Raw genomic sequence first — 20962 nt, 5'->3', positions numbered from 1 at the left:
TCTGCTACTCTTGCTTGAGAGTGCAGCAGATACAGGGTGTTGCTTTGTAGAGTATGCTTTATTTTTATCTAAGCGGATTAATCCTCTATCGTAGACAAGTCACCCGTAGGTAGATTTAATTCCCATGCTTTTAGAACGCGGCGCATAATTTTACCGCTGCGTGTTTTTGGCAGCTTATCTTTGAATTCGATTTCACGAGGTGCCGCATGTGCAGACAAGCCTTCTTTCACAAACTTGGATATTTCCGCCTTCAATTCATCAGATGGAGTATAGCCTTCACGCAGAGCGATAAACGCCTTGATGATCTCACCGCGCATCGGGTCTGGTTTGCCAATTACACCCGCTTCAGCAACAGCTGGATGCTCGACAAGCTTGCTTTCTACCTCGAACGGCCCTACTCTTTCACCCGCTGTGTTGATTACGTCGTCGATTCTTCCCTGGAACCAGAAATAACCATCTTCATCGCAATAAGCGGAGTCACCGGAAATGTACCAACCGGATATGCGGAAATACTCCTCATATTTAGCGGGGTTATTCCATATCTTGCGCATCATGGAAGGCCACGGAGCTTTAATAGCAAGGTTACCCATACGGAATGGAGGCAGAATATTGCCGGCATCATCAAGAATGGCCGCTTCAACTCCTGGCAGTGGTTTGCCCATTGAGCCTGGTCGAATGTCCATACATGGATAGTTACAAATCAACTGCCCGCCGGTCTCCGTCATCCACCATGTGTCGTGAATACGATGATTGTATACTTTTAAGCCCCAACGAACAACCTCAGGATTAAGCGGCTCTCCTACACTTAGCACATGACGAAGCGAGGACAAATTAAATTGCTTAACTACATCATCCCCCGCTCCCATCAGCATACGGAAAGCTGTTGGAGCACTGTACCATACAGTAACCCCATATTTCTCCAATGTACGGTACCAATCCTGCGGGCTAAAGCGTCCTCCCCGGATTACATTCGTTACCCCGTTCAACCAAGGCGCAAAAATACCATAAGAGGTTCCAGTAACCCATCCTGGGTCAGCGGTACACCAATAAACGTCATTCTCCTGCAAATCAAGTACAACGCGTCCAGTATAATAATGCTGGATCATAGCATTATGTACATGGAATACACCTTTAGGTTTACCCGTTGAGCCCGACGTATAGTGAATCAACAAGCCATCCTCACGATCCACCCACTCTATATCCAACTCTTCAGAGGCTTGCTCCATTTCCTTATAAAAATCAACCTGTCCGTGAGCCAGCTCAATGTCCTGTCCGACTACAATCACATGCTTCAATTCAGGTAGTTCATCCACAGGAATACGAGATACTAAAGCCGGTGTAGTTATAATTGCCGTTGCAGCACTGTCCTGAAGTCGATCTCTTACGGCTGTTTCCATGAAAGCTTCAAACAAGGGTCCAACCACGGCTCCTACTTTAATCGAACCAAGTAAGGCAAAGTACAGCTCAGGTGTTCTCGGCATGAATATAAATACACGCTGCCCCTTCGTAATACCCAGCTTACGCAATACATTACCAAATCGGTTGGATTGCAGCTTCATTTCATGAAAAGTATACTTTTCATCACGCTTGTCATCACTGTAGTAAAGAGCAATTTTATCTCGTTTAGCGGAATCAGCATGACGATCAATTGCTTCATATGCCATATTCACCTTACCTGTCGATGCCCAAGAGAATTGATTTTCAATCGCTTCCCAGCTAAACCCTGCTCGCTCTTGCTCGTAATTTGTCATATTTGATGATGCGGAAACTGCTTTAATGCTTTCAACGTTCGTGTGATCCATTCAGCTTGCCTCCTGATTTCATCGTTATCCATATCAATGAAACGCTTACAATCGATATATGGAAATGATTGATTTATACACCGCATATTATAACATATCCTTTTTTATCAGACTATTTCTTTTCTTGAAATGACTGTCACTTTAGTTTATAAGACTGCTCTTCCCAAGAAATTCATCCTTTAAAATGTTTGGCCTACTAAGAACCTCTTTACTAAGCTTTTCATAGCTGCCGTTTTTTGATATAGTACAAACCAAGATGAGTAAGTCTGTTTTCAATTGGATGGCATTTGCTTGCTGCATGAATTGCGTAAAAAGGGAGTTGCACGGTTATGGAGCATTACAAGCGGTATCATTCCCAACTTATACCTTATCAAAGTACCCGATCTATTGTTATAGAAGGACCTGTTCCTCCCGAACAATTAGCCCATTATCAGATGCATTCCGATCTGGATGCTTTTCGACGGCCCAAAGAACAATTCGAGGCTCTTATAGAAATCGCCGAGCTTACTGAGGGACGTATTATTTTAGCAAAGCTTGATAATGAAATTATCGGATATGTGACCTTTCATTATGCTGATGAAATGGAGCGCTGGTCGGAAGGAAATATGAAGGATCTCGTGGAATTAGGGGCCATTGAAGTAGCCGATGATTATCGTGGGCTCGGCTTGGGCAAACGAATGATCCAGCTTGCTTTCGAGGACGGACAGTTGGAGAATGTCATTACTTTTACCACTGAGTATTATTGGCATTGGGATCTGGAGAAAAGCGGACTGAATGTTTGGGACTATCGACAGATGATGGAGAAGCTGATGAAATCCGTCGACATGGTCTGGTTTGCAACAGATGACCCGGAGATATGCTCTCATCCTGCCAACTGCTTGATGGTTCGGATTGGCAAGGATGTTCCGCTCAGCTCGGTTGAGCAATTCGACAGAGTTCGGTTTAGACAGCGGTTTATGTACTAAGGGGGGCGGCACCCTCCCAAACCCTCCCTATAAGGGAGGGCCCCAAGGGCCTTCTGCCCTCTGGACACCCGAAAATTTTGGGGTGGGAGATACGGATGATGTTCCCTAGGGACGTTGTTGTAGGAGCGCTTTCGTCCCTCCGGGACACGCCACTTGATCACCCTCCCAAACCCTCCCTATAAGGGAGGGCCCCAAGGGCCTTCTGCCCTCTGGACATCCGAAAATTTTGGGGTGGGAGATAGGGATGATGTTCCTTATGGACTTTGTTGTGGGAGCGCTTTCGTCCCAGTGGGACACGCCACTTGATCACCCTCCCAAACCCTCCCTATAAGGGAGGGCCCCAAGGGCCTTCTGCCCTCTGGACACCCGAAAGGTTTGGGGTAGGAGATAGCAATGATGTTCTTTAGGTACGTTGTTGTAGGAGCGCTTTCGTCCCTGCGGGACACGCTTACATTTCTTGTTCGGCTGTTTGAATATTATTTTACCAAGATTGTCCTTCGGGAGTTGAAATTCGGTGGCAAATGAAGCTTTATTCATATATGACGAGTTTGAAACAGGGTACCATTTCAATGATGAGCACCCTTTTAATCAATTGAGGCTGAAGCTGACTGTAGACCTGCTGCGTAAGCTTGATGCCTTACCTGCCTCCTGTATAATCCCGCCTCATCCAGTAGACATGAAGCAACTGCTCGCAGTCCACAGTCCGGACTATATCCAAGCCGTGATGGAGCTCAGCAAAGAGGCTCCGGATCCGGTATGGATAAGTCAAGCAGGGAAGTATGGACTGGACACGGAAGACACCCCTTTCTTCCAAGGGATGCATGACATCACCTCTATGATCGTTGGAGGCTCTGTGCGAGCTGTAGACGCTGTAATGAGCAGCCAAGCCAACCATGCACTGCACCTGGGAGGCGGGCTTCACCATGCTTTCCAGAACAAGGGAGCCGGTTTCTGTGTGTATAATGATGCATCAGTTGCCATTCAGCATGCAAAAAGTCATTATGGCGTAAAAGTGCTCTATATTGACACCGATGTGCATCATGGAGATGGTGTACAATGGAGCTTCTATACGGAGCCAGACGTCTGTACGGTGTCTATTCATGAAACCGGGAAGTATCTCTTCCCTGGCACAGGAGCTGTGAATGAACGCGGTGAAGGCACCGCCTTTGGCACAACGATCAACATCCCTATCGAGCCTTACACAGAGGATGAATCGTGGTTGGAATGCTTGGAGGAAGTGCTGGAGCGGGTCACAGCGCATTTCAAGCCTGACCTGATCGTATCCCAGCATGGCTGCGACGCCCATGCTTTCGATCCCTTGTCCCATGTCCATTGCAGCATGGACATCTACCGTGCTATGCCGCGGCTGATCCACCGGCTTGCCCGCCAATACTGCGGCGGGCGTTGGGTCGCGCTGGGCGGCGGCGGCTACGACATCTGGCGCGTTGTACCACGCGCCTGGAGCCTGCTGTGGCTCGAGATGAGCGACCATCCCTTGGTCGCTCATCTCAACGAGCCACAGCAGGCACTAGGGCTGCCTCCAGCATGGCTGGCAAAGTGGCAGCCCCAAAGCCCCATCGAGCTGCCGACAACGTGGCTCGACAGCGCAGGATCACTGACTCCTATGCCTCGTCGAGAAGAAATTACGCTCAAGAACCGTCATACCAAGGAGCTGGCATTACTCTATATACCATAAAAACAAAAACCCGCAGCAACCTCATTTAATCAAATGAAGTCATTGCGGGTCTTCTTTTCATATTTGCTAAGCTCAGCCTTAAAACTGAATCTTCGCTTCAATAAATGCCTTCAACTCACTGATAGGCATCCGTGTCTGCTCCATTGTATCACGATCACGCACGGTGACTTGACCATCCTGTTCGGACTCGAAATCATAAGTGATACAGAATGGCGTACCAATCTCATCATGGCGGCGATACCTTTTACCAATAGAACCAGCTTCATCATAATCAACCATAAAGTGCGCTGACAAATCTCCAAAAACCTTCTGTGCGCCTTCAGACAGCTTCTTGGACAATGGGAAGACAGCTGCTTTGATCGGTGCCAAAGCTGGATGAAAACGAAGTACAGTACGGCTGTCATCGCCCTCAAGCTGCTGCTCCTCATAAGCGTCGATTAGGAATGCCAATGTTACACGATCTGCACCAAGCGATGGTTCTATACAATATGGAACGTAACGCTCATTAGCATCTTGATCAATGTAGTTGAAATCTTCACCGGAATGCTCCATATGCTGCTTCAAATCGTAATCGGTACGATCTGCAATCCCCCATAGCTCGCCCCAACCGAATGGAAATTTATACTCCACATCTGTTGTAGCATTGCTATAGTGAGACAGTTCATCATCGGAATGATCGCGCAGACGAATATTTCCTTCCTTCAGGCCCAGATTTAACAGCCATTGGAAGCAGAAGCTTCTCCAGTATTCAAACCACTGCATATCTTCTCCAGGCTTGCAGAAAAACTCAAGCTCCATTTGCTCAAACTCACGTGTACGGAACGTGAAGTTACCAGGCGTTATTTCATTACGAAAGCTTTTACCGATTTGGCCAATACCGAATGGCAGCTTTTTTCTCATAGTCCGCTGCACATTTTTGAAATTAACGAAAATCCCTTGCGCTGTTTCCGGACGCATATACACCACATTAGAGCTGGATTCGGTTACACCTTGAAATGTTTTGAACATAAGGTTGAACTGGCGAATATCCGTGTAGTCAAATGCTCCGCAATCAGGACAAATAATATTATGCTCACGAATTAAATCCATCATTTGATCGAAGGACAATCCGTCAACAACCATTTCGATCCCTTTGTCATTCAGAGCATTTTCGATAATTTTATCGGCACGGTGGCGAGCCTTACATTTTTTGCAATCGATCATTGGATCGTTAAAATTACCTACATGGCCTGATGCTACCCAAGCTTGAGGATTCATCAAAATAGCTGCATCCAATCCAACATTATAAGGGGACTGCTGGATAAACTTTTTCCACCATGCACGTTTAACGTTATTTTTCAATTCAACGCCAAGAGGGCCATAGTCCCATGTATTGGCTAATCCGCCATATATTTCAGAGCCAGGGAATATAAATCCGCGGTGTTTGGCTAACGCTACTACTTGATCCATTGTTACTGTCATAAAGTAAATCTCTCCTTCTCTATTCTACAGATGCTTTAGCATATGATCGACAATACGGTAAGAATTCCCTGAAGCTTGCAAAGTAAATTCAGCAAAATTAACATGTGCCGAACCATCCGCTTTATCGGACATGGATCTAATGATCACATGAGGTATATGATTCAATGAGCAAACTTGTGCAACAGCTGCCCCTTCCATTTCTGTACAAGCACCATTCAGTTCACTGTACAGCTGAGCGACAACTTCCCTGCTAGCAATAAACTGATCGCCGGATAGCACCCTGCCCACTTTTACACGGCCTTCGAACAGCTCTGTGCTTGCATTAACTGCTAATTGTCGTAGTTGTTCATCTGAAATAAACAGGGAGGTCTCCTCATAAGGAATGGTCCCTCGCGGAAATCCTAGCGCCGTTACATCCATATCATGCTGCAAGCATTCTGAAGAAACGACAATATCTCCTACATTCAGTTCAGGATCCACTGCTCCGGCCACTCCGGTAAAAATAATAGCATCCACGCCATATGTATCAATCAAAATTTGAGTTGTTAGTGCAGCATTTACTTTACCGACACCGGATTTGCACAGCACTATGTTCTTGCCATGCAGCAAGCCTTCTCGATAAGAAACCTTAGCCTTCTCGGTAACTTTAACTTGCTCCATATGGTCGAGGAACAATTCGATCTCTTCTTTCATTGCGCCGATAACTCCTATTTTCCCATAAGACAAGCGAATATCCTCCCAACCTTAAATAGTAAATCCCCAACAAAAAAGTCCACCTATAAGTGATGTGAACCTTCGCTGTATAATCAAATTACATAGTTTCAAGCATCAGCCTGTTTGTTCATTGAAACTGTTTGCATAAAATTCGACATAACAAAAAAGAAAGAGGCTCATTAACGATGAGCCACCGAATTTCTATGAATGACCTCATGCGGCAAAATTACCTGCATTAGCTCTGAAGCTTCCTTCGTTTCTTTGTTCATCAGCTTGGTCAGAAGCCTCATAGACACAGCACCGATATCATACATCGGCATCGCTACCGTAGTAAGCTGAGGACGTACCATGGATGCCATGCGAATGTTATCTACACTGATAACAGAAATATCGTCAGGTACCTTCAAGCCGCTATCCTGCAGCGTATGAATTGCACCTATGGCCATTTCATCTGTAGCAGCAAAAATCGCTGTAGGACGTTCGCTTAGCTCAAGGAAATGCTTGGTTACTTCAAGACCTGATTCGTAGCGGTAGTTTCCGATTCGTACATATTCCTCACGAATTGGAATTCCAGCTGCTTCCAGCGCCTTCCTGTATCCTTGATAACGGGCAAATCCATTGGCAGGATCTTGCAGCGTTCCCGAAATCATCGCAATATCGCGATGTCCGTTCTCAATCAACAAGGAGACAGCATCCATAGCTGCTTGTTCGTGATCAATGTCAACAGAAGCAACTGCATTATTCTCATCCGTCGTTGCGCAGAGCACAATAGGAACTGAGGATGTTTTGAAAGCTTGGATATGCTCTTCAGTTACTGCGCCGCCCATAAACAACAGCCCGTCCACCTGTTTCTCGAGCAACGTGTTAATAACGCGGATTTCTTTCTCTTTCTTCTTGTCAGCGTTACACAAAATGATATTGTAATGGTACATATTAGCGATATCTTCAATACCTCTCGCCACTTCGGAAAAAATAGTATTGGAAATATCGGGAATGACCACCCCTACGGTCGTTGTTTTCTTGCTTGCCAAACCTCTGGCTACAGCATTCGGCCGGTAACCGAGACGCTCTATTGCTTCGAAAACTTTCTTACGGGTTTGTGGCTTTACATTCGGATTATTGTTGACAACCCGCGAAACGGTTGCCATGGAAACCCCTGCTTCTCTGGCTACATCATAAATGGTTACAGTCACGGTCATTCTCTCCAATATATAAAATGTATAAAACTATCGATCCTTCACTATTAAGCTTTATCATACGACAAATTACGGCTTTGCGCAATGAATTCAGCATGTTGTTTCATTAATAGTAACAAAAAAAAGCAAAAAAAGCCAACTGCATGGCAGATGGCTTATAAATTAGGGTCCGGATTGGTTATTAGTTTAAATCGTTAGCTGAAAGAGAGTGCTTGGATATTTGCGTTAACCTCTTGCGAATCTCTTCTGTCCAAGGCTCATCGGCCAAAGACTGCGCCAATAAGAGTAGATCGAGCAGCTCATTAATTCGTTCTCCCACAATTTTTTCGACAGGATCGGACGCGTGTTTTTTCTCTGTAACCTTCACCATCAAATGTGCGATTTCACTAATTTCGTTAAAATGCAGCTGCTGTTTTTCCGGTAAATTCCCCAGCTTGCCAATGATTCCAGTTAGTTCTGGTTTCACTTCAGCAAACACTTCGCTTCGTTGACACATCTCGCATGAGAATATAGGGACATTCTCAATTTCTACTTTGTTCTGATAGATGACAGTCCGCAGCCGTATGCTCATAGAGCTGCCACACTTGCACTGCTTATGCAACCAATACCACTCCTTCGTCACTGCAACAGGTCACCGCGGTCGTTTAAATAAGCCCATACCGAACAGGAAACGGACTTATACTAACTCGCTTCTTATGTAGAATAATTCTACTTCAAATAGCAATCTCCTGCTGTGCAAGGTCTAGTAATATTTAACACCTGAATAGCGTTCAAACGCGTTTACGAACGGCAGGTATCGATATAAAATGCATAACCAGTGCGGCTCTTATCGCATCATTTCGCAGGTCCATCACATCGGGAACGTACTTTAATTATGATTTTGTTTTATATTCTACCAACACACGTACAAATTCTCTCAAGAAAGCCGGTAAATCTGGAGGTCTTCTCCCCGACACGATATTACGATCGACAACCACTTCCTCGTCAACCCAAATCGCACCTGCATTTTCCAAATCATCCTTAATTCCTGGTGTAGAGGTCATCGTATAGCCCGCACAAATTTTTGCGGAAGCTAGCACCCAACCGGCATGACATATATGAGCAATGGGCTTTTCAGCCTCATGAAATTCCCTAGTTAGCTTCAACACATCCGCATAGCGGCGCAATTTATCCGGAGCCCAACCACCTGGAACATAGAGTCCGATATAATCAGCTGCTCGTACCTCCCCAAAGGTATATTCTGTCGTTAAGGGGACGCCATATTTCCCATGATAAACCGTATTAGCCTTTGGTCCCGCCAAATGAACCTCTGCACCGGCCTCACGCAAGCGAAGCACTGGATACCACATTTCCAAATCTTCAAACTCCTCATCAACAAAGGCCAAAACCTTATACCCTTTTAATTCCATTGTACAACCTCCATCCGATTTTTCGTTATCTCTATTACAATCACGCCAGCGTTCTTGGAAAGCTCGCTCTATTTGGCCAAAACATCCTGGTGCAAGTATTGATTCAACACATCTACGACCGCCTTACCACTGCTGCAGCGCTGCACTTCTTCCCATATCGCGGCACTCTCACTGTATTGGCTTTGTAATAAGCTGTTTTTGACGCGAAGTATGGACATTACGGACATACTTAGATCAGAAATTCCAAGTCCCAGCCAGATCGGAAGCGCGCGAATATCTCCTGCCATTTCACCGCAAACGCTGATCTGCAGATTTTCTGCCTTGGCAGCCTCCACCGTTCTTTTCAGCATTCGCAATACAGCGGGATGAAACGGATCATAAAGATGGGCTACCTGTTCATTCATCCGGTCTACTGCCAGAACGTACTGAACCAAATCATTCGTTCCAATACTAAAGAAATCGACCTTTGGCGCTAGCAAATCGGCTATTATTACGGCTGCCGGCACCTCGATCATAATACCAACTTCAATTTTAGGATGAAACGGTATCCGTTCCAGACGCAGCTCCTGCTTCGCTTCCTCCAATAGTTGATTAGCCTTATCAAGCTCTTCAATGGAGGAAATCATCGGATATAGGATTTTAATATTCCCGTAATGACTGGCTCTCAAAATGGCTCTTAGCTGCGTTTTAAACAGATCTGTTCGGTCCAGGGTAATGCGTATCGCGCGATAGCCCAAAGAAGGGTTGTCCTCTTCAGGAAGAGCAAAATAATCCAGACTTTTGTCCCCCCCGATATCCAGAGTACGGATAACGACATGCTTGCCTTCCAACTGTTCAGCGACCTGCTTGTAAACTACAAATTGCTCTTCTTCCTCCGGTAGGCTGTCACGATCCATATATAGAAACTCGGTCCGGAACAGCCCTACGCCGGCCGCTCCGTTTCTTAGCGCTTGATCCAGCTCTTTAACGGAGCTTATGTTAGCGGCTAACTGGAAGGCCACTCCATCCTTCGTCTGTGTCGGAATATCTGCAAGCGTCTGGAGCTTCTCACGCATTTTTTGCCAGATGGATTTACGTATCTTGTATTGCTCAATCAGCTCTTCCGACGGGTTAACGAATACGCGCCCTTCATCGCCGTCGATGATAAGAAAATCCCCATTCTGGATCGCAATGTTCAGCTTGCCCTCTACCCCCAATACATAAGGCAGACCCATAGCACGAGCCATAATAGCCACATGTGAGGTCTTCCCCCCCAGCATGGTCACCAAGCCTAACGCTTGATTAATATCCAGATGAACCATCTGGGATGGAATCAGCTCTTTGGCTACAACAATATAGGGCTGGTCTTTAGGAGGAAGCGTCTCTTCAAGAGCACCCAGCAGATGCTTCAGGAGGCGATTGCCAACATCCTTGATATCAAGGGCTCGTTCTTTCATATATTGATCATCCAGCAAGTCAAACATGTTCACAAACTTTTCAATCGCTTCTTTTACCGCAACCTCTGCCGCCTTATACTGCCGCTGCATGATCCCCTGCACTTCACTCATAAAAACAGGATCCTCGAGAATCGCCAAATGAGCATCAAAAATGGAGGTCTGCTCTTCTCCCAGCACGGTTACGAATTCCTGCTTCATATGTACAATTTCATCCTTGGAAGTGCGAATGCCATCGTAAAGCCTTTCAAATTCAAAGGCCAAGTCGGCGACATCGATCAGCTTGTCAGGAAAGTCCCACTCCCAAGTTGGAATAACGAAAGCTTTCCCCATCGCTATACCTGATGAAGCTCCGATCCCCTCAACCAAAAACGTTCCCTCCCCCTGTGGCTTCCGTTTTAAGTACAACTGACATGACGGACGCCTGACCTTTTTTAACAGATTTATACGGAGCAAAACTCCAAGATTTCACTTTATCCACATTGGTAATGATCATAGGTGTAGCAAGCGAGGTGCAGTTCTTTTTCACCTTTTGCAGGTTGAAACGAACGAGTAATTGCCCAGCTTCCACCATATCGCCTTCTTTAATAAAGGCTGTAAACCATTTACCCTGCAGCTGTGCCGTATCGATGCCGATATGAAGCAGTACCTCGAGACCTTCCTCCGTTTGAATGCCGATGGCATGGAGAGTCGGGTATAATATGATGATCTTCCCAGCGATAGGAGCGACAAGCTCACCGCGGTCAGGCATAAAAGCTACCCCGTTTCCAACCAGCTTACCTGCAAAGATTTTATCCGGCACTTCCTCCAAAGGGATCATATGGCCTTGCATCGGAGCATTGAACAACACTTGATGAATATCTTTGCGAAGCACTTTCTTAATTTCTTCCCGGATTAATTCGGAATAAGTTCCAAAGACGACTTGCACATTCCCGCCACCCAAACGAATGACACCGGCTGCCCCCAAATGCTTGAGCGAGGCAATATCCAACATCTTGTCATTTACCAAAGTCAGACGAAGCCTCGTGATACAAGCCTCAATATTTTTAATATTGTCCTTGCCGCCCAGTGCTTGCAATATTAATGGGGAACGATATGGAATGTCGCCTGCCCACTCTTCCAATTTAGAGCCTTCCTCACGTCCAGGTGTAGGGATACGAAAAGTCCGAATGGCCCAACGGAAAAAGAAGTAATAAAGAAGTCCATAGGCAATCCCGATCGGAATCAGCATCCAGCCGTTATGTGACAAATGAAAATTTATCACAAAATCTATCGCACCAGCGGAATACGAGAATCCATGATGGATATTCAAGCTGTATGCTATCCACATCGCAAGACCTGACAAGATGGCATGGCCGATAAACAGATAAGGTGCAACAAACAGAAAAGCGAACTCAATGGGTTCCGTAACACCGGTTAAAAAAGAAGCTAGCGCAGCTGTTAAAAAGGTAGCGCGGATTTTGGGCTTCAAATCCTCCCTGGCTTCCTGAATAATGGCTAAAGCTATTGCAGGCAGGGCAAACATCATGATCGGGTATAAACCTGCCATGTACACGCCTGAAGAGGGATCGCCGGCAAAATATCGAGGCAAATCCCCATAGATCATTTCGCCTCCGGGCTTCTCGTAAGCCCCAAGCTGGAACCAGAAAAAATTATTGAACACATGATGCAATCCCGACGGCACCAATAATCGGTGAATAACGCCATACAGAAATGTACCAAAACCGCCTAAGCCAAGTATAGTAGTGGAGAGCGTTTCCATGAAAGCTTCCATATAAGGGCCGATTTCGATAGTAATTATACTCAGTAAAAAGATCGCCAATCCCATAAGTAAGGGAACCATCCGCGGACCGCCAAAAAACTGGATGTATTCAGGCAATTGAATATGTTTGGAGCGATGATACAAAATAGCTGCGATCAGACCGATTAAAATACCTCCAGGGACTCCCAAGTGGAATTCCTGACCTAAATAATGACGTGTCGCTTGAATAAACATGACATGACCAATTAGAGCGGACATCCCTGCTATTCCAGCGCTCTCCGTCAATCCAAGAGCAACCCCAACGGCAAAAATCATCGGTAAGTATGTAAATATCGTATTTCCGCAAAACAACAAAATCTCTCCGAAGCGGGACATGTTAATATCTCCCCACGGCAAACTACCCAAACAGAGCATAATAGCCGCTACGGGGATCGTTATGGTCGGAAGCATTAACGACCGGCCCAACTGCTGCAAGTTACCCATCCAGTTCAAACCAACCGCACCCTCCTTTCTAATTCGATGGTAAAGCCAATACCGCTTTTTGTCAAACAGCCTCAAATAAAGAAAGCGAGCCGGTTGGCCCGCTTCCCATGTTAGATATTAAAACTGATATCGATTGAAGTTAGTGTTATTGCTGCTAAACTGACTTTGAGCAGGTTGGTTGGAATCTGATCTCAAATAATTGTCATGACCTTGTTGGTTTCCCCGATAGCTTGCTGTTTGGTAAGATTGTGGGCTCTGGGACTGGTTAAAGCCTTGGTTTTGAGAAGAACCGAATGGGTTCGAATTATTGTTGAAGCTCGTTCTGTACGAATTGAAATTGCTCGCACCCATACCATATTGATTTTGAGCCGGTTGGGAAGAGTCCGATCTCAAGTATGAATCATGTCCTTGTTGGTCGCCGCGGTAGTTTGCCGCGTGAAAGGATTGCGGACTTTGTTGTGCGAATTGTTGTTGAGAGCCATAGGAGGATCCGATATTATTAGTATAGGAGTTTGCTTGGTTAGAAAAGCTTGCTCTATACTGATTTTGAGATGGCTGCATGGAATCCGATCTCAAGTAAGTATCATGGCCTTGTTGGTCACCCTGGTAGTTTGCCGTGTGGTAAGATTGTGGGCTTTGGGATTGAAAATTAGAATATTGATTGGAGCCTTGAAATTGGTTGCTCATGTTTTGATTTTGATTTTGGTTATATTGTGACTGTACATTCCCTATCGGTTGAAATTTATTTTCCAAACCGCGGTATTGAGAGTTCACATTTGAATAGCCCATTTGATTTTGCATACCGTATTGCTGATTATTTTGATACATGTGAAAATCCTCCTTGAGAGTGGCAAAGTCTTCCGGTTCCGGTTTATTTCACCGTTCTTATCCAGAAGCCTTTCTTATTGTCTCTATGGAGGATTTATTTTATTTATGGAAGCTGGTGGATAATTAATTTTTTATTTGAGCTGTGCTTTTTGCAAACTACTTACAAGCGTTTGAGCAGCCAGAAACGGATTTTGTTGCTTCGTTATTGCTGAAACGACTGCAACACCATGAGCTCCCGCTTCTACTATAACCGCGGCGTTTTCGCTATTTATTCCACCTATACCCACTACTGGAACATTCCAACGTTGAGCAACCGCAGAGATTAGTTGAGTACCGATAGCCTCACCGGCATCTTGTTTGGTTGCAGTTGAATATACAGGTCCAACTCCAACATAATCGGCGCCATTCTCCATGGCCCATTCCGCCTCTTCCATAGTTCCAGCCGAGATGCCAATAATCTTGTCATCCCCCAATAACCTGCGGGCTTCTGCACCAGGAATATCATCCTGACCGACATGAACACCGTCTGCATTAAGCAGAATGGCGACGTCTACCCGATCATTGACAAGAAACGGAACATTAAGCTCACGGCATAACTCCCTTAGTTGAGCTCCTTGGGCCAGTACTTGTTTAAGAGGTGCATTTTTTTCCCTGAGCTGAACCATGGTTACCCCGCCTGCAATTGCTTCACGAGCAAGCTGAAGGGCTGTCAGGTGTCCATAACCTTCCAGCCCCATAACCAAATAAACCTGTAAGTCTTTAATAATTTGATCACGGTCACGTAACAATGCTTATTTCCCTCCTGGAAGTAGAATGGAGTCCTCCACCTTTATGCAACGGTCCATAATGACCTCCAAGCCACCAGCTGCGGCAATATCAGCCGCCTCTTCGTTAAATATACCCTGTTGAAGCCAAAATACTTTGGCCTTAATTTGCACCGCTTCTTCGGCAACAGGTACAACATGCTCGCTGCGTCTGAAAACATTCACAATATCCACTGACTCCGGAATATCCGAGAGAGTCGCATAACAAGTCTCTCCAAGAATATTTTGGGCATTCGGATTAACTGGAATGATTCGGTAGCCCTTCTTTTGCATCGCTTCCGCTACCATATAAGATACACGATCCGGTTTGTCTGACAAACCTACAACAGCAACATTTTTAGCAGCAGACAGCAGTTCTCTGATATGATCTCTGGAAGGATTTTCGAATGCCATAGAAGTTTCAGCTCCTCTTTAGGATGGAATAGTTACTGCATTATTTAAGATAAGATAAAGCTTGCTTACCCATGACTTCCCATGTTTCGAGAAACTGTCCTTTATCAATCTTTATTTTTGCTTGACCGCTTAAAGGATCGTTAACATATACATTTTGTTCGTCAAAGCCTACAAGCAGCACGGCGTGCTCCATAAAGGTGGTTTGAATGGGACCTATAGGAGTATCCCAAACATTCCACTTTTCAGGAACACGGTAATCGATAGTTGTCCATACAACAGATGGAATCCCCTCTCGTAATTGCTGCTCAAGCTTTTCAAAGGGCTGGCCGGTCAAATCTACCGCTTTAGGAATATATTGCTTCTGGAGCTCAAACAAAGCGCCATGATAGATCCCAAAGCCTCTCCCTGCAGCTGTAACTTCACCAACAAACCCTGTATTAGGATTTCCCCAATAAGCTATGGCCCCATTCTTCCCTCGTCTTAATGGGGTTGTATCGCGTTTCATTTCAGGTACAAGCTCCATCTTATCTTTCTGAATTCCGAAGAATAAGAACATCATCGTTAAGCTCGTAACCTCACACCCCGAAGGCAGCTCGGGAAGCTGGCGAACGACCGGCGCATCCAACATAGCTGACTTGGCGGGAGGCTCAGGAGGCGTTACGGTCGCCGTCAACACAATAGGCTGCTTGGCGCCGACTGTTTCAGCATAAGCTATGGGAGATGATTCTTCAAACCAAGCTTGCCCCGTTATTCTGGCATACAGCAGTATAGTAAATACTCCACTTGCGAAAAGGAGACCTGCGATGAGGAAAAAACCAAACGTCACTTGGATTCCTTTCCATAGGACCTTCATCGACCTCAACCCACTTTTGGCTTAGTTGCAATCAATAATGAATGCTTTGAAATATAATAAATGTTTATTCTTCAACCAATTCTATTTGAGCGCCTAATGACAATAAATGCTCAAAATAATGCGGATAAGATTTTGCAACATGATGTGCATCTTTTATTACAAGTCCTTTGTCCGAACGTAAGCCGACTATAGTTAACGCCATAATAACGCGGTGATCGTAATGTGCATTGATCTCCACACCACCTTCTACCCCTTGCGGACGTCCATGAATAATGATCTCGCTTTGTCTTTCCTCTACATCCGCTCCCGCTTTACGAAGCTCTGTAACGAAATCAGTTATTCGGTCACACTCCTTATAACGAAGGTTCTCAACATTATAAAAGCGCGAGGTTCCTTCAGCAAATACAGCGGCGGCAACCATTGCCAGAACACCATCCGTAAAATGATCTCCATCAAATTCTCCGGCTTTCAGCTGCTGGTTACCTTGAACATGAACAACGCCATTCTCGTGAGTTAAATTAACTCCCATCGCTTTCAATACATCGACGACTGCCTTCTCGCCTTGCTTGCTCTTCTCTTCGAGTCGAAGCACTGTCACATCTGAATTGGTAACCGCGGCAGCAGCTAAAATAGCGGCAGACCCTGGGTAATCACCCTGCACTACATATTTCTGAGGCTGATAGCTTTGACGACCCGGCACTTTATAGTGCATTAAATCTGCTGATGCTTCAATCTTGATTCCCGCCTGCTCAATAACTTCCAAGGTCTGTCCTACGATAACCTTGGACTTTAAGTCATGCAGCACTTCAATCTCACTATCTTCCTCAAGAAGAGGCGTCATGAAAAGCAATGAGCTCAAAAATTGGGAGCTTACATTACCCGATACTTGAATCTTACCGCCGCGAGGTTGCCCGCCACGGATCGTTATCGGCAGCTTTCCTTGGTTATGTTCGATTTCCACTCCCATTTGCTGAAGCGTGTCGATTAAATCATCATGAGGTCTTTTTCCAAGCGAATTAGGGTATGTATTAACAAAGGTCAGCTCAGGACAAAATGAAGCAATAGACATAAGGAAACGAAGCACAGCTCCGGCATTGCCAACATTTAATTCCTTCACATGCAGCGGGTGTTTACCAAAGCCTTGAATCGTCATTTTCTCATCATCTTCTTCAACTATGGCTCCCAAATCACGAATACAACGTCGCATTGCATCGCTGTCCTCACTATGAGCGGGATAATAGATGGTGCTTGTCCCTTCGGCGAGGGCACCGATCAACAAATAACGAGTTGTATAGTTTTTAGAGGATAAAGCATTAATTGTTCCTTGTAATTGATTTGTCGGTTTTACAATAGCTTTCATGAATATGTATCTCTCCTGTTCGGCAAATAATCCGTCATATTTCAACATATAAGTTACAGCAATTTTACCATAAGGGTATAAGGATGGAAACCGGGAAGTTTGACACCTGCTATATAATGTCTATATCATTGACTTTGAAACTAAAAGCAACCAAATGCGATGCAAGTTTCTACGAAAACTATAGGAGGTCAAAAAGCATGACAACTATTACTCCACAGCAGCTAAAAGACCGTTTAAGCAATAATGAAGAGCTGCATATTATTGACGTAAGGGAGCCGGATGAAATTGCTCTTGGCATGATTCCAGGTGCTGTCTCCATACCGCTTATGCAAATTCCAGATCGATTAAAAGAGGTTCCTCAAGACAAAGAGACCATTCTAGTCTGCAGAAGCGGAAACCGCAGCGGAAAAGCCCATGAATACTTAACAGCACAAGGCTTTATGAACTTGAAAAATATGAGCGGTGGCATGTTAGAATGGGACTCTCTCTAAAGAACCGCTGCAATTCTCTCAACAATCTCATTTACCGTCAATTCACTTGTATCTATAGCTAAATCAGCAAAATCGTAAGCATGCTTCCGACTCTCCATTAATGCCGTCACCTTTTCTTCTACATTACCTTGTACGAGGGGACGGCTTTGATCTTTACTTACCCTGGTTATGATCATTTCCTTGGAAGCGGTTAAATTAACAACAAACCCATCCTCTTGCATGCGGACCCGGTTCAGCTCAGCCAAAACCGCTCCTCCTCCTGTAGATACAACTTGGTTCTCTTCCTTCAGAGTGCGATCTATTACTTCGCTTTCCACGACCCTAAAAGCTTGCTCACCCATTGTTTGAAACATCTCGCTAATACTGATACCTTGCAGTTCCTCAATTCGCTGATCCGTATCAATAAATTGCCAGCCCAAACGCTCTGACAATGCCTTTCCTACTGTTGATTTACCTGTCCCTGCAAAACCTATTAAAATTACATTCTTTTTTTTCAACGCGTTAACACCCCTGAATGCCTTATATAATAACCCTATAATCATACCATATGATGAACATCATGAATATAAAGTTGGACAAAATCATAAGATGAATGGTGAATAAACCCCAGTAGAGCAGCCATCCTATTACTATGTGCTCAAAATAGACGAAAGAGAGATGATTCTGCCATGCAATCGGCCATGCATCAACCTCAACAGGTAAGTGCGAATCTTGCACAGCGAAAGCTGGAACAAATTCTTAATCCTGCCCACACCTTATGTAAAGAAGATGTCGTTTGGATTTTGGAATTCATTAAAAAAAAGGTGGCTGAAGAGGATCCCCACCTAATGGAGCTCTCCCAGCCACGTTTAATGCAAAATTTCCGTTATTTCGCGGACATTTCTTTAATGCTGATACAACGGCGCAACGGCTTCGACCAGGAAGCTGATCGTTTGAAAAACTGGATCTCAGAGGCAACCTACGGCTTAACTCCTCCACCTAAGTCATCCAAAACCATAAGCCGGTTGTAGCTTTATATTAATTTTCCATCCAATTGAAGTGGAAAGAACCTTCCTTATCCAACCGTTGGAACGTATGAGCTCCGAAATAATCGCGTTGCGCTTGAAGCAGGTTAGCAGGCAGACGCTCTGTGCGGTAGCTGTCGTAGTATGCCAATGCAGAAGCAAACGCAGGAATTGGAACACCGCGGGTAACGGCAGTAGCTATGACCGATCTCCAAGCATCTTGGTAGTTATCAACTACATTGTTGAAGTAATCGTCAAGCAACAAGTTTTTCAGCTCGCCATTTTTGTCGTATGCATCTTTAATATTTTGCAGGAAGCGGGCACGAATGATGCAGCCGCCACGGAAAATCATGGCAATGCTGCCGTAATCCAAGCTCCAGTTATATTCTTCGGAAGCTGCTCTCATTTGGGCAAAGCCTTGTGCATAGGAGCAAATTTTGCTGGCGTATAGAGCTTTACGAACAGCTTCTATAAACTCGCCGCGATCTCCTTCAAATGCAGATGTCTTCGGTCCATTAAGCACTTTGCTTGCAGCAACGCGCTCTTGCTTCATAGCCGATAAGAAACGGGAGAATACCGACTCTGTAATGATTGATAAGGGAATACCCAGGTTAAGGGAATCTTGGCTTGTCCATTTGCCTGTACCTTTTTGACCAGCAGAGTCAAGGATTACATCAACCATTGCTTTACCAGTTTCCGCATCTTTCTTCGTAAAGATATCGGTAGTGATCTCGATCAAGTAGCTGTCAAGCTCACCTTTATTCCATTCAGCAAAAATTTCATGCAGCTCATCCGTGCTCACGTTAAGAACGTCTTTTAGCAACTGGTAAGCTTCGCAAATCAACTGCATGTCGCCGTACTCGATGCCGTTGTGAACCATTTTAACATAATGTCCCGCACCATCGGGTCCGATGTATGTGCAGCAAGGGTCGCCGCCTACTTTTGCGGAAATTGCAGTAAGAATCGGTTCTACCAATTCATAAGCGTCTTTTTGCCCGCCTGGCATAATGGAAGGACCTTTTAATGCGCCTTCTTCACCGCCGGAAACACCGGTACCGATGAAACGCAATCCGTGTTCTGCCAGTTGTTTGTTTCTGCGTTGTGTATCAGGGAAGTATGCATTCCCGCCATCAATTATGATATCGCCTTTATCCAAATGTGGAATCAATGAATCGATCGTTGCATCAGTACCTGTTCCCGCTTGAACCATGATCAACACTTTGCGGGGTGTTTCCAAGGATGCTACGAACTCCTCAATGCTGTATGTACCTACTAAATTTTTTCCTTTTGCTTCCTCGATCAAAGCATCCGTTTTTTCACGGGAGCGGTTATAAACCGACACTGTGAACCCTCTGCTTTCGATGTTTAATGCCAGGTTTTTGCCCATGACCGCTAATCCGATCACGCCAACTTGTTGTTTCGACATTTGTTTACTTCCTCTCCTTCTTTTTATCCAATCTAGTTTATTATACGATTTATAATTGATTTTGAAAATGCAGCATCAAATTGTCATCGCAGTAAATCCGCCGTCAACTGTAACAAGCGAGCCCGTCACAAAGCTGGAAGCCTTCTCGGAAGCCAAGAATACAGCCGCGCCTTGCAACTCCTCAGCATCGCCAAAACGATTCATTGGTGTATGCCCCATAATGGATGCTGTACGCTCCGGAGACAAAATTTTACGGTTCTGTTCAGCAGGGAAAAAGCCTGGAATAATGGCATTAACACGTACACGTGCAGGTGCAAATTCACGCGCCAAAAACTTGGTAACATTGTTAACCGCAGCCTTGGAAGCGGAATAAGTAAACACACGTGACAATGGAATTTCAGAGGAAGCGGATGAAATATTAATAATACTTCCACCTTCACCTTTGTCCACCATATGTTTTCCAAAAACCTGGCAAGCTAATACAACGCTTTTCAAGTTAACTTCCATGATAGAATCCCACTCTTCCATCTGGATATCAAAAAATGGAGTCGGGCTGTTTTTGCCAGGGCAGTTCATTAATATGTCAACGCGGCCTGTCCAAGCCAGAACATCGGCAAGCACTTTTTGCAAATCTTCCGCATTCGTTGCATCGGCTGAGAAAACCTCCGCTTTGCCTCCAGCTTCTTCAACGCTTTTTTTCACGTTCAGCGATTTCTCTTCATTACGGCCGACAACCGCTACATTAGCACCATGACCGCCTAAAGCTACCGCCATAGCACCACCCAAAGTACTGTTTCCGCCGATAATAACAGCAGTTTTTCCTGTCAAATCAAATAAATTCATAGTGAGCCTCCTAATATTT

Annotated in this window: 20 protein-coding genes; 4 read left to right on the top strand and 16 right to left on the bottom strand. The window is 45.1% G+C overall.

The window, feature by feature from the left end:
- Window positions 1–77: 77 nt before the first annotated feature.
- Window positions 78–1802 (bottom strand): acetate--CoA ligase, encoded by a 1725-nt coding sequence (gene acsA, locus ACFQ0C_RS26755; protein WP_379371173.1) that lies wholly within the window; start codon window positions 1800–1802, stop codon window positions 78–80.
- A gap of 329 nt (window positions 1803–2131) precedes the next feature.
- Between acsA and ACFQ0C_RS26750 the strand changes: the two genes are divergently transcribed.
- Window positions 2132–2767 (top strand): GNAT family N-acetyltransferase, encoded by a 636-nt coding sequence (locus tag ACFQ0C_RS26750; RefSeq protein ID WP_379371171.1) that lies wholly within the window; start codon window positions 2132–2134, stop codon window positions 2765–2767.
- A gap of 514 nt (window positions 2768–3281) precedes the next feature.
- A complete protein-coding gene (locus ACFQ0C_RS26745) occupies window positions 3282–4463 on the top strand; it encodes an acetoin utilization protein AcuC (protein WP_379371168.1) in 1182 nt (393 codons plus the stop codon).
- 78 nt (window positions 4464–4541) lie between these two features.
- Here the strand turns inward: ACFQ0C_RS26745 and ACFQ0C_RS26740 are convergent, their stop codons facing one another.
- The 12 genes from ACFQ0C_RS26740 to aroA all read right to left on the bottom strand — a co-directional run bounded on the left by ACFQ0C_RS26740 (window position 4542) and on the right by aroA (window position 17179).
- Window positions 4542–5924: a glycine--tRNA ligase gene (locus tag ACFQ0C_RS26740; protein WP_258215160.1), complete on the bottom strand. Its 1383-nt coding sequence runs from the start codon at window positions 5922–5924 to the stop codon at window positions 4542–4544.
- Window positions 5925–5948: 24 nt separating this feature from the next.
- Window positions 5949–6650: a 5'-methylthioadenosine/adenosylhomocysteine nucleosidase gene (locus ACFQ0C_RS26735; RefSeq protein WP_379371166.1), complete on the bottom strand. Its 702-nt coding sequence runs from the start codon at window positions 6648–6650 to the stop codon at window positions 5949–5951.
- A 167-nt stretch (window positions 6651–6817) separates the two neighbouring features.
- Window positions 6818–7837, bottom strand: a complete 1020-nt coding sequence (gene ccpA / locus ACFQ0C_RS26730; RefSeq protein ID WP_258215158.1) for a catabolite control protein A — start codon at window positions 7835–7837, stop codon at window positions 6818–6820.
- 178 nt (window positions 7838–8015) lie between these two features.
- Window positions 8016–8435, bottom strand: a complete 420-nt coding sequence (locus ACFQ0C_RS26725) for a hypothetical protein (RefSeq protein WP_258215157.1) — start codon at window positions 8433–8435, stop codon at window positions 8016–8018.
- Between the two features lie 271 nt (window positions 8436–8706).
- Entirely contained in the window at window positions 8707–9243 is a 537-nt protein-coding gene (locus ACFQ0C_RS26720) for a type 1 glutamine amidotransferase domain-containing protein (protein ID WP_258215156.1), read from the bottom strand.
- A 68-nt stretch (window positions 9244–9311) separates the two neighbouring features.
- Entirely contained in the window at window positions 9312–11045 is a 1734-nt protein-coding gene (ptsP, locus tag ACFQ0C_RS26715; protein ID WP_258215155.1) for a phosphoenolpyruvate--protein phosphotransferase, read from the bottom strand.
- On the bottom strand, window positions 11038–12930 hold the full coding sequence (locus ACFQ0C_RS26710) for a glucose PTS transporter subunit IIA (RefSeq protein ID WP_379371162.1): 1893 nt from the start codon (window positions 12928–12930) through the stop codon (window positions 11038–11040). The genes ptsP and ACFQ0C_RS26710 overlap by 8 nt, the downstream gene beginning before the upstream one ends.
- Before the next feature lie 108 nt (window positions 12931–13038).
- Window positions 13039–13749 carry a hypothetical protein gene (locus ACFQ0C_RS26705; RefSeq protein ID WP_379371160.1) on the bottom strand — a complete coding sequence of 237 codons (711 nt, stop codon included), beginning with the start codon at window positions 13747–13749 and terminating at the stop codon, window positions 13039–13041.
- Between the two features lie 131 nt (window positions 13750–13880).
- Entirely contained in the window at window positions 13881–14537 is a 657-nt protein-coding gene (gene thiE / locus ACFQ0C_RS26700; RefSeq protein ID WP_379371158.1) for a thiamine phosphate synthase, read from the bottom strand.
- Window positions 14538–14540: 3 nt separating this feature from the next.
- Entirely contained in the window at window positions 14541–14966 is a 426-nt protein-coding gene (locus ACFQ0C_RS26695; RefSeq protein WP_379371156.1) for a CoA-binding protein, read from the bottom strand.
- 40 nt (window positions 14967–15006) lie between these two features.
- Entirely contained in the window at window positions 15007–15819 is an 813-nt protein-coding gene (locus ACFQ0C_RS26690) for a C39 family peptidase (protein WP_379371154.1), read from the bottom strand.
- Between the two features lie 64 nt (window positions 15820–15883).
- On the bottom strand, window positions 15884–17179 hold the full coding sequence (aroA, locus tag ACFQ0C_RS26685; RefSeq protein WP_258215149.1) for a 3-phosphoshikimate 1-carboxyvinyltransferase: 1296 nt from the start codon (window positions 17177–17179) through the stop codon (window positions 15884–15886).
- A gap of 197 nt (window positions 17180–17376) precedes the next feature.
- Between aroA and ACFQ0C_RS26680 the strand changes: the two genes are divergently transcribed.
- On the top strand, window positions 17377–17670 hold the full coding sequence (locus tag ACFQ0C_RS26680) for a rhodanese-like domain-containing protein (RefSeq protein ID WP_379371152.1): 294 nt from the start codon (window positions 17377–17379) through the stop codon (window positions 17668–17670).
- Here ACFQ0C_RS26680 and ACFQ0C_RS26675 read toward each other — a convergent pair.
- On the bottom strand, window positions 17667–18167 hold the full coding sequence (locus ACFQ0C_RS26675) for a shikimate kinase (RefSeq protein ID WP_379371150.1): 501 nt from the start codon (window positions 18165–18167) through the stop codon (window positions 17667–17669). The two genes, ACFQ0C_RS26680 and ACFQ0C_RS26675, sit on opposite strands and share 4 nt — an antisense overlap.
- A gap of 171 nt (window positions 18168–18338) precedes the next feature.
- On the opposite strand from ACFQ0C_RS26675, the gene ACFQ0C_RS26670 reads away from it, so the two are divergent.
- Entirely contained in the window at window positions 18339–18680 is a 342-nt protein-coding gene (locus ACFQ0C_RS26670) for a hypothetical protein (protein ID WP_379371148.1), read from the top strand.
- 7 nt (window positions 18681–18687) lie between these two features.
- Here ACFQ0C_RS26670 and gndA read toward each other — a convergent pair whose 3' ends face one another.
- Complete coding sequence (gene gndA, locus ACFQ0C_RS26665; protein ID WP_258215145.1) at window positions 18688–20100, bottom strand: NADP-dependent phosphogluconate dehydrogenase; 1413 nt, start codon at window positions 20098–20100, stop codon at window positions 18688–18690.
- Window positions 20101–20175: 75 nt separating this feature from the next.
- Window positions 20176–20943: an SDR family oxidoreductase gene (locus ACFQ0C_RS26660; protein ID WP_379371145.1), complete on the bottom strand. Its 768-nt coding sequence runs from the start codon at window positions 20941–20943 to the stop codon at window positions 20176–20178.
- Between the last annotated feature and the right edge of the window lie 19 nt (window positions 20944–20962).

The organism is Paenibacillus sp. GCM10027630 (genome assembly GCF_042676305.1).
Taxonomy (GTDB): Bacteria; Bacillota; Bacilli; order Paenibacillales; family NBRC-103111; genus Paenibacillus_S.
The sequence above is the reverse complement of the archived record's forward strand: the minus strand, read 5'-3'. Positions and strand labels throughout refer to the sequence as shown.

Coding starts and splice junctions, on each gene's coding strand:
- acsA (WP_379371173.1), bottom strand. CDS start 1,802: ATGGATCACACGAACGTTGAAAGCATTAAAGCAGTTTCCGCATCATCA.
- ACFQ0C_RS26750 (WP_379371171.1), top strand. CDS start 2,132: ATGGAGCATTACAAGCGGTATCATTCCCAACTTATACCTTATCAAAGT.
- ACFQ0C_RS26740 (WP_258215160.1), bottom strand. CDS start 5,924: ATGACAGTAACAATGGATCAAGTAGTAGCGTTAGCCAAACACCGCGGA.
- ccpA (WP_258215158.1), bottom strand. CDS start 7,837: ATGACCGTGACTGTAACCATTTATGATGTAGCCAGAGAAGCAGGGGTT.
- ACFQ0C_RS26720 (WP_258215156.1), bottom strand. CDS start 9,243: ATGGAATTAAAAGGGTATAAGGTTTTGGCCTTTGTTGATGAGGAGTTT.
- ACFQ0C_RS26705 (WP_379371160.1), bottom strand. CDS start 13,749: ATGTATCAAAATAATCAGCAATACGGTATGCAAAATCAAATGGGCTAT.
- ACFQ0C_RS26695 (WP_379371156.1), bottom strand. CDS start 14,966: ATGGCATTCGAAAATCCTTCCAGAGATCATATCAGAGAACTGCTGTCT.
- ACFQ0C_RS26690 (WP_379371154.1), bottom strand. CDS start 15,819: ATGAAGGTCCTATGGAAAGGAATCCAAGTGACGTTTGGTTTTTTCCTC.
- aroA (WP_258215149.1), bottom strand. CDS start 17,179: ATGAAAGCTATTGTAAAACCGACAAATCAATTACAAGGAACAATTAAT.
- ACFQ0C_RS26680 (WP_379371152.1), top strand. CDS start 17,377: ATGACAACTATTACTCCACAGCAGCTAAAAGACCGTTTAAGCAATAAT.
- ACFQ0C_RS26670 (WP_379371148.1), top strand. CDS start 18,339: ATGCAATCGGCCATGCATCAACCTCAACAGGTAAGTGCGAATCTTGCA.
- gndA (WP_258215145.1), bottom strand. CDS start 20,100: ATGTCGAAACAACAAGTTGGCGTGATCGGATTAGCGGTCATGGGCAAA.
- ACFQ0C_RS26660 (WP_379371145.1), bottom strand. CDS start 20,943: ATGAATTTATTTGATTTGACAGGAAAAACTGCTGTTATTATCGGCGGA.